Raw genomic sequence first — 7,758 nt, 5'->3', positions numbered from 1 at the left:
GGCGGGTAGGGCGGCGTCGGGGCGTACCCCTGCGGTGGGCCGCCGGGCGCGGGCCCGGCGGTGGGCGGCGGGCCGTTCTGCGGCGCGACGCCCGCGGCGTGCGGCCAGGCCGGCGCGCCGGCGGGCTCCTCCGGCATCAGGAACCACATGATCGGGTACGCGAACAGCGCGAGCCCGCCGGTGAGCAGGCCGGTGACCGCGAAGATCACCCGGACCAGTGTGGGGTCGATGTCGAAGTAGCGGCCGATGCCGCTGGCGACCCCCGCGACCATGCGGTCGGTGGTGGGTCGCCGAAGCTGCTTGTACGGGGCGTGGGGTGCGGTGGTCGATGTCATACCCCCACGGTCCGCGCTGGCGTCCGCCCCGCCCTCGGTGACCGCCCGGATCATTACCCTGACCAATCCCTGATCGGGGCCGGACAGTCAGGAATCCGACTCTTTTCCGTTCCGGTAACCCGGCCCGGGGAGAATTTGCTTCCGTGACCACCTTGCTCAAGCCGCTCCGCAGGATCGCGGCATACGCAGTTTGTGCTGATTCAAGCGGCCGCGTCCTGCTGGTCCGCGCATCGGAGCACTCCGGGACCCCCGGGGCATGGTCGCTGCCCGGCGGGGCCGTCGACCACGGCGAGGACCCGAACCACACCGTCGTCCGCGAGACCGCCGCCGAAACCGGCCTCTCGGTCGCCGTCTCCGGGCTGGCCGACGTGCTCGCCGACATGCGGGCACTCCCGGATCGCGGCATCACCATCCACACCGACCGGTTGATCTACCGGGTGGCCGTGCGCGGCGGCACCCTCGCGGACCGGGTCGGCGAACGCCCCACCGACCTCGCCCGGTGGTACACCCTCGACGAGGCGCGCGAGCTGCCGCTGCGCTCGTTCACCGCACGCGCCCTCGGGCTGCCCGCCTCCTCGGCCGACGTGGTGCCCGACGAGGCACCCGAGTTCCCCTCCTTCTACGCCGTGCCCGGCCCCGACGGGCTGCACCGGGCCCAGCGCTTCGCCGCGTACGCGGTCTGCACCGACCCGGCCGGTCGCGTCCTGCTCACCCGGGTCTCCGACGGCTACCCCGGTGCCGGCTGCTGGCACCTGCCCGGCGGCGGCACCGACTACGGTGAGCAGCCCGGCGCGGCCCTCATCCGGGAGTTGGTCGAGGAGACCGGGCAGACCGGCCGCCTCGTCGAACTGCTCGGCGTGGCCAGCCACCGCGACGCCGCCTCGCTCGGCCCGGAGGGCTACCCGATCGACTGGCACGGCGTACGCGCCTTCTACCGGGTCGTCGTCGACCAGCCCAATCCGCTGACCGTGGCTGACGTGGGCGGCTCCACCTGCGAGGCCCGCTGGTTCGGCCGCGAGGAGTTGGGCGCGCTCCCCACCGACCGCCTCACCGAGGTGACCGCCGAGGCGGTGCAGGCGGCCCAGCTAACCTGACCCCGGCCGGTCTACGAGGAGACGGCCCAACGGTCGCGCCCCCGTCCGGCACGACCTGCCGGCTTGCCGCCGGCTGCCCGTGGTCGCGCCCCGCCGCTGCGCAGTGGCCTCGCCCTGTGATCGACTGGCCTCACCCCCTTGATCAACTCGGGTTCCTTGAAGGCGCGGTATCCCGGCGCGCGGGACACCGCGCCTTCCGTGAACCCGAGTGGATCACGCTTCGTCCTGAGTGACGCCGGTTCGCCAGCTCCGTGGGTTCCCATGCGCCACCTCGCGTTGATCATGAAGTTATTGTCAGAGTGCGAGATGGATGGCGATAACTTCATGATCAACGGCATGGGGTGCGAAGCGGGGGCGAGCAAAGGTGCAATTGATGCGGCGGGTCGGGGTCTACGGGCTCATCAGGGATTCGGGCCGTGCCCTGGTGGTTCGGGACGGGGTTGAAGGCGAATTCCCGGGTCTCTGGCGGTTGCCGGGCGGTGCCGTCGGGCATGCCGAGGACCCGGAGCGTGCAGTGGTCCGCGAGGTCGCCGAACAGGTCGGGTTGACGGTGACGGTGTCTCGACTGCTCGCGGTGGTCGCCGATGTGGCCACTTCTTCGGAGGGCAGGATCTCGCTGCACACCGACCGGCTGTTGTTTGAACTCAGCACGCCCCACGGCGCTCTGTCCGATGCCCCGCGACCCCAGGCGGCTCAGCCGCAGGATGCGCAGCCCCAAGGCGCGCAGCCCGAGGCCGGGGCTGGTCTGGTTGATCAGTCTCGCTGGCTCTCCCCGGCGGAGGTGGCGCAGGTGCCGCTGACCCCGTTCACCGCCGAGGCGCTCGGTGTGCCGGTCACCCCACTGCCGCCCGGGACGCACCGGCTGCGGCATCCGACTGCGCCGCCACACCCCGATCGTCGGCTGCGCTTCGGGGCGTACGGGCTGGTCACCGACCCTGCTGGGCGGATTCTGCTGACGCAGATCGCGCAGGGCTATCCGGGGGCCGGTCTCTGGCATCTGCCCGGCGGTGGCACCGATCACGGTGAGCAGCCAGCCACCGGGTTGCTCCGGGAGCTCGTCGAGGAGGGTGGGCAGGTGGGCCGGGTGGTGGAGCTCCTCGGCGTCAACAACCTGCACAATCCGGCCGCGTACGGCCCGGAGGGTCGTCCGCTGGACTGGCATGGCGTACGGGTGATCTATCGGGTGTTGGTGGACGTACCTACTGACGCGACGGTCACCGAAGCCGCCGGAGGGTCGACGGCCCGGGCGGGGTGGTTCACCCGGGCCGAGGCGGTTGACCTGCCGTTGAGCGACATCGCTGCCGTGGCAATCGGACAGAGTGGCCGATAGCACTCGGCTCACTGAGCCGAGTTGGTGACCCTCCGGTACAGTCAAAGGCGGGAATGATGGAGGAAACGGGCGATGAGGCCCGGGATGGGAACAAGCGAGCGGTTCGAGCGGTTTAAGCCAGTTATAAGTACCGCCGGCAGCTATCGCCAAGCCATGTTCCCCTATGCGATGGTGTACTCCGCAAAACGGCTGCCGGGCCATGCAAGGTCCGGCACGAGACAGCCGGACACCGCCCCACGGCGGCCAGCAGATCCGGTGATGGAGGAAACGTGCCGAGAGCCCCATGGCGCCGGCGTCGTACTACTGACAGTCCGCGCCCCGCAGGGCGTCGCTGGGCGGGCCGGTTGCGCCGCAGCAGCACGTTCGCCCGCCAGGTGCTGTTGGTCCGGGTCGGTCGCCGCGACGGCGACCTGCACCCGACCGACCTGACCCCGACCGAGCACCGGTACGCCGACCGGCAGCGCCGTCGTTACGGCCTGGACCGGCTCAGCCGACCGACGCTGGGTGTGGACCCGACACTGGGCCTGGACCGGGCGGACATCGACGCGGTCGTACCGGTCAGCCCGGCGATGCCGCCGATGGCGCAGGTCGACGAGGCCCGCTCGATCCCGCTGCTTCCCGGCGAGCGCACCATCGCGCGCCGGATGAAGTTCGGCCTGGTCAACGCCTGCACGCTGGCCAGCCTGATGCTCGGCATGCTGGCCATCTTCCTGGCCATGCAGGGTGAGGTGCGCATGGCCGCGCTCTGCCTGATCGCCTGCGTCGGCTTCGACGGTCTGGACGGCGCGCTGGCCCGACGCCTCGGCGTGGCCAGCCCGTTCGGCGCTCAGATGGACTCACTGGCCGACATGTGCTCGTTCGGCCTGGCCGCGCCGGTCGTGGTCTACGCGTCGCTCGCCGGCTCGGTCTCCACGGCCGCGGCGGCGGTGGCCTGCGCCCTGGTCGCCGCGTGTGCCGCGATCCGCCTGGCCCGGTTCAACGTCTCGCCGAAGGACGGCCGCTTCTTCTGCGGTGTGCCCACCACCATGGCCGCCGCGGTGCTCGCCGTGACGGTGGCGATCGGCCTGCCGGTGCCCGGTGCCGTGCTGGTCGCCGGGGTGGCGTTGCTGGCGTTCGCGATGGTGTCGAGCTTCCCGTACGCCAAGCTCGCCCGCCTGGTGAAGCTGCCGCCGTGGCTCTGGTTGGCTCCGGTGATCGGCGCACTGGTCGACATCCGGCTGACGTTCGCCCTGATCGTGGTGGGTTACCTGGTCAGCGGGCCGGTTCTCTGGCTGCGGCAGCGTCGTACCGCCTGATTGAGCAGACAGAACGGGGCGCCGCGGACCGCGGCGCCCCGTTCGTCGTCAGCGGGTCAGCGCCAGCGGGCGATGACCGTGGACCCACCGACCACCTTGTCGCCCGGCCCGACCAGCGGGTCCGCGGTCTCGGCGGGCAGGTAGACGTCGGTCCGGGAGCCGAACCGGATCAGCCCGAAGCGCTCGCCCTTGGCCAGCAGTGCGCCGATCGGCGCGCGCTGCACGATCCGGCGAGCGATCAGCCCGGTCCGCTGCGCGACCACCACAGTGCCGCGCGCGGTGTCCAGCACGGTGTACGCGGCGACGTTGTGCTCGGCGTCCGGCTTCATCGCGTTGACGAAGCCGCCGTCGGCGACGAAGTAGTCCACCACCTTGCCGGCGACCGGTGCGCGGTTGACGTGCACGTCCAGCACCGACAGGAACACCGCGATTCGCAGCCACTCGCCGTCGCCGAAGCGCTCGTCGTGCAGCCGCTGAACCGACAGGACCTTTCCGTCCGCGCTGGCGACCACGGCGCTCGGGTCCTCCGGCACGTCCCGCTCGGGGTCCCGGAAGAACGCGGCGACCGGCCCGGCGGCCAGGGCCGGCAGCAGCCACAGCTTGGACGACGGACGCGCCACCCGGGTGAGCGCGGCGAGGCCCAGCGCGATGCCCGCCGCCGCCACACCGTTGGAGTCGATGTGCATGCTCCGGGTCACCGGCACACTCGATGGCCGGTACGCGGGGGCCAGGCTGTCGGCGGTGGCCGGGCTGGCCGGGGTGAACCGCAGTCGGTAGACCCGTACCGGTGGCGTGTTGCGCAGCACCAGGTCGGCGCCGACGCCATAGAGGGCGTCCTGTCGGGCCAGCTCGGCGGCGGCGCCCTCGGTCCGGCCGGGCGTGGCGACTGTCGCCACGCTCAGCACCGCCCCCTCGCTCAGGTAATTGGCCAGCCCTTCGACGCCGCCGCGGGTCGCCGCGGCGGTGCCGGTGAACACCTCACCGGCGATGACGACCGCGGCGGGCTCGGCTTCGGCCAGCGAGTCGACGACGTTCACCCGGTCGGCGACCCAGCGGCCCTGGGCGGCGACGTGCTCGCGCAGCGCGGCGGCGCCGAACGGCTCGGTGGGCACCACGGTGAGCCGGTCACCGGGGAGCAGCGCCTCGATCGCCGCGGCCAGCACCGCGGAGGCCGGGTGCACCCCGACCAGCAGGGCGGCCTTGGCGTCGTTGATCCGGGCCAGCTCGGCGACGAGGGTACGGGCGGCTCGCTCGCCGATGCGGACCGGACCGGACCGGCCGGTGGTACGCACGGCGGGGGACTGGGTCATGTCGGGCGGGCTCCTGACGGGGGTAGAGACGGGAATCGCGGCGGGACCGCCATGGGCGGGACGGGCCGGCCGGCGGAGGCGAGATCTCCACCGGCCAGCATATGCGCCCGTCCGCGCCGGTCCCACCGCCGTGCGGCTGTGGTGGACCGACGCGGGTCAGGCGCCCGGGGTCAGACTTCCCGGCGCGGACCCTCCCGCTCGTCGCGGGTCTGGTCGCCGCCGCTGGCTGCCGCATCGTCGGCGGCGGCCGTGCCCGGGTGGTCACCGCCGGCCGCGACCGGTTGGTCGGACCGGGTCGGCTCGTCCCCGTCGGACGTCCCCGGGCGGGCGAGGACCCCGAGAGTCGGCTCCTCGTCCGCGCCGCCGGACCGGCCGGGGATCGGCTCGGTCGGCGGCTCCGACGGCGGATGTGCCAGCCAGGCCGGGTGGATCACATCGGTGATCGGCGCATCCTCCGCCCGCACCTCGGCGGTCGGCGTCTCCAGCGACCGGTCCGAGGCGAACGTCGGGTCCGAGATGCGCGTCGGGTCCGGGGAGGGGGTGTCCCAGGTGGAGCGTTCGGCCTCCCAGACCGGCAGGGCCGCACCGGATGTCGACGTGGCGGCACCGGAGACCGGCGCGGGCGTACCGGAGCTGGGCGCACCGGAGACCGACGTGCCGGAAACGGGCACGACGGCCTCGGCGACCCCGGCGGTCGGCTCCGGCTGGCTCGGTCGACCCGAGCGCAGCGCGCCGACCAGCCCGAAGACCCCGATCAGGATGAGTGCGCCGGCCAGGAACCAGCCGACCGGCGGCAGCGCCAGCCCGAGCAGTTGGGCGAGCAGCCACCAGGCGGACAGCGCCAGGAACACGAGCCCGAAGGCGAACGACACCAGATCCGTGCGGTGAGCCTTCACCGGGTCACCTCCAGGTTGCCCGCGTTGACGTGGATGTAGAGGCGCAGGGTCCCGCCACCGGGCCCGTCCGCGCCGAGGTCGGTGGATTCCCGCAGACGGCCGTCCAGGCCACCGGAGCGGTTGCCGAAGACGGTGGCGTCACCCGCGTTGACGTCGGCCACCGTCGTGACGTCGACGTTCGGAGGCACGACCACTGTCGCCTGGCCGAAGTTGACGGCCACCGTCACCTGGCTCTCCCGTTTCGCGAAGTCGATCCCGCGCAGGTCGAGCACGGCGTCACCGAAGCTGTTCTCGTACCGGTCCGCCAGGTCGCGGTAGTCGGTGGGCGCCCAGGTCACCGCGCCGTCGACCCCTCGGATCCGGTCGTAGGACTCGGCGACGGTAGCCGTGCCCAGCGCCGCGGCGGTCACCAGGCCGAGCGCGATGAGCCAGCGGGCCCGCCCGAACCAGGTGCCGACCAGCAGACCCAGCGCGATGGTGGCCAACGCGGCGGCGAAGTACGCCGAGGCGCTGATGGCGAAGACGTCCAGCAGGTCGAGCAGGGCGACCAGACCGAGCACCAGGAAGATCAGCGAGAAGGTCACCGCGCCGAGTGGTGACCGCTCCTTCGGGCGCTTCGGCGGCTTCGGTGGCTTGGGCGGAGGCGGCGCGGCCGGGGTCGGCGAAGCGTACGGGCCGTGCGGCGCGAACGGCGGGCGGTAACCGGAGGGCGGCGGGGCGGTCGGATAGCCGGCCGGGGCAGCGGGTGCGCTGCTCACCGGTGGCGACGGCCAACCGGAGCTGGGCATGGCGGTGCTCGGCCAGCCGGGCTGGGCAGCCGTCGTGCCGGCCGGTTGCCCGGACACCGGACCCATCCCGGACACCTGCTGGGTCGCGGTGGCCGGCTGCGGGCCGCTGGTCGGCGGCGTGTCGTACCCCGGGATGGTGGCGGTGGGGGCTGCCCCCGTGGTCGCGGTGGCGTACCCCGGACCGGTGCCGAACATCGGCGGCGTCATCGCCGGGCTGGTCGACGGCGCCGCGCCGTACGACGGTGCGGGCCAGGCCACCGGTGGGACGATCGGGCCGGCCGGGTTGCCGGCCGGTGGCGGACCGCCCGGGTTGCCGGGCCGTGGGTTGCGGCCGTCCCGGTTGAGCAGGAGCGCGCCGGCGACCAGGATGGCGGCGCCGAGCAGCACCGCGCGGAAGGCGTCGGTGACGATGTACGCGAAGCTGGCCGCGACCAGGATGCCCAGGACGATCACGGTCACCGGCGACATGCTGGAGCGACCGCGGCCGAGCATGGATTCGACAGGGGAGGCGGTGTCGCCCTCGTTCGGGATGATCAGCCAGGCGGCGACGTACACCAGAATGCCGATGCCCCCGAAGAAGCCGAGCACCGCGAGCAGCACCCGCCAGAGCACCGGATCGGTGTTGGTGGCGCGCCCGATGGCCGCGCAGACCCCGGCCAGATACCGCCCGTCGCGCGGTCGGACCAGCCCGTACCGTGAGGTGAAGCTGG

At 73.0% G+C, this 7,758-nt stretch carries 6 protein-coding genes and 1 pseudogene; 3 read left to right on the top strand and 4 right to left on the bottom strand.

Features of this window, described 5'->3' with window-relative positions:
• The coding region (locus tag KBX53_RS15140; RefSeq protein ID WP_247675651.1) for a PspC domain-containing protein at positions 1 to 335 on the bottom strand (335 nt) is incomplete at its 3' end.
• A 143-nt stretch (positions 336 to 478) separates the two neighbouring features.
• Between KBX53_RS15140 and KBX53_RS15135 the strand changes: the two genes are divergently transcribed.
• The 3 genes from KBX53_RS15135 (at position 479) to KBX53_RS15125 (ending at position 4,054) form a co-directional block, all read left to right on the top strand.
• On the top strand, positions 479 to 1,429 hold the full coding sequence (locus KBX53_RS15135) for an NUDIX domain-containing protein (RefSeq protein ID WP_210859916.1): 951 nt from the start codon (positions 479 to 481) through the stop codon (positions 1,427 to 1,429).
• Between the two features lie 364 nt (positions 1,430 to 1,793).
• The gene (locus KBX53_RS15130) at positions 1,794 to 2,759 is read left to right on the top strand and encodes an NUDIX hydrolase (RefSeq protein WP_210859914.1); all 966 of its coding nucleotides are present in this window, start codon (positions 1,794 to 1,796) and stop codon (positions 2,757 to 2,759) included.
• Positions 2,760 to 3,103: 344 nt separating this feature from the next.
• Positions 3,104 to 4,054: a phosphatidylcholine/phosphatidylserine synthase gene (locus KBX53_RS15125; protein ID WP_030337848.1), complete on the top strand. Its 951-nt coding sequence runs from the start codon at positions 3,104 to 3,106 to the stop codon at positions 4,052 to 4,054.
• A gap of 56 nt (positions 4,055 to 4,110) precedes the next feature.
• Here KBX53_RS15125 and KBX53_RS15120 read toward each other — a convergent pair whose 3' ends face one another.
• The 3 genes and pseudogenes from KBX53_RS15120 to KBX53_RS15110 form a co-directional block, all read right to left on the bottom strand.
• A complete protein-coding gene (locus KBX53_RS15120; protein WP_210859912.1) occupies positions 4,111 to 5,364 on the bottom strand; it encodes a phosphatidylserine decarboxylase in 1,254 nt (417 codons plus the stop codon).
• A 713-nt stretch (positions 5,365 to 6,077) separates the two neighbouring features.
• Positions 6,078 to 6,260 (bottom strand): annotated as a pseudogene (locus tag KBX53_RS37145) (hypothetical protein); the annotation flags it as partial.
• Positions 6,257 to 7,758 (bottom strand): PspC domain-containing protein (locus KBX53_RS15110; RefSeq protein ID WP_210859910.1); only part of this gene is annotated, 1,502 nt, incomplete at its 5' end. The pseudogene KBX53_RS37145 and the gene KBX53_RS15110, both read right to left, overlap by 4 nt.

It is taken from the genome of Micromonospora sp. M51 (assembly GCF_018070305.1).
GTDB classification, from domain to species: Bacteria; Actinomycetota; Actinomycetes; order Mycobacteriales; family Micromonosporaceae; genus Micromonospora; species Micromonospora parva.
The sequence above is the reverse complement of the archived record's forward strand: the minus strand, read 5'-3'. Positions and strand labels throughout refer to the sequence as shown.

Bases quoted from the DNA above. Each gene is read 5' to 3' on its own strand.
- KBX53_RS15120 (WP_210859912.1), bottom strand. From the start codon at position 5,364: ATGACCCAGTCCCCCGCCGTGCGTACCACCGGCCGGTCCGGTCCGGTC.